At 33.8% G+C, this 978-nt stretch carries 1 protein-coding gene; it reads right to left on the bottom strand.

The genetic code is table 11. The features are described 5' to 3' along the window. Positions 1-12 precede the first annotated feature (12 nt). On the bottom strand, positions 13-828 hold the full coding sequence (locus QVO42_RS02750; RefSeq protein WP_022424657.1) for a Cof-type HAD-IIB family hydrolase: 816 nt from the start codon (positions 826-828) through the stop codon (positions 13-15). Between the last annotated feature and the right edge of the window lie 150 nt (positions 829-978).

Raw genomic sequence — 978 nt, 5'->3', positions numbered from 1 at the left:
TATATACATCTCTTACAACAAATAATTTTCTATTACCTCAGCACATCCATCATGATCATTATCAGATACAATTACATCACTGATTTCTTTAATACTCTCTTTCGCATTACCCATTGCAACTGCAAGACCTGCAGTTTCTAATGCTTCCTTATCATTATCTGCATCACCTACTACTATAGTCTCTTCAATGGAGATACCTAAATGATGACATAACTGTTTTAATCCAGTTCCTTTATCTACACCTTTCGCATTCATTTCTAAACCTGTTGCTTCTGAATCCTTCATCTCTAATTTAAGTCCTGCTTCTTTAATAGCTTTTCTTGTATGATCTCTTGCAGCTTTTGAATGATGATAGATGTTAAGCTTATGTACTGAATAAGGATTACCTACATAATAGTCATAGATGTTATCTACTTTAGTAGTGACTTCTTCATACATCGGCTGGTAGACACCCATATAATAATCATTCATATGTGGCACTTTGTCTTTTTCTACTACAGATGTAATTCCCATTAAATGAACCATCTCATCCGTTTCCTTACCAATTTGAATCAATGTGTTGACTTCTTCTTCACTTAATGGTGATTCATAGATACTTCTTTCTTCTTCATAATCATAGACAAGTGCACCACTGACACAATTCACATAGCGTAGTCTTGGTAGCACTTCTCTATACTCCTTAAGCTCTGCAGGACATCTTCCTGTATTAAGTATTACTATCTTACCTGCCTCAATTGCCTTATTAATAGCCTCTACTGTTTTATTAGAAATCTTCTTTTCACTATTAAGAAGTGTACCATCCATATCAAATGCGATTAATTTATACATGTGTAATTCCCCCTTTTATATGTATCATATTCTATCACAATATAGCCTACAAATATGAGCAGTTTCATAATATCAAAAAGAGGAACTATCTAGTTCCCCTGTTGTCCTAACCATTCCCATAGTCATACATCCATAATTAGAACATCCTAC

The sequence above is a fragment of the Catenibacterium sp. CAG:290 genome, from assembly GCF_000437715.1.
Classification (GTDB): Bacteria; Bacillota_I; Bacilli_A; order Erysipelotrichales; family Coprobacillaceae; genus Catenibacterium; species Catenibacterium mitsuoka_A.
The sequence above is the reverse complement of the archived record's forward strand: the minus strand, read 5'-3'. Positions and strand labels throughout refer to the sequence as shown.

Coding starts and splice junctions, on each gene's coding strand:
- QVO42_RS02750 (WP_022424657.1), bottom strand. CDS start 828: ATGTATAAATTAATCGCATTTGATATGGATGGTACACTTCTTAATAGT.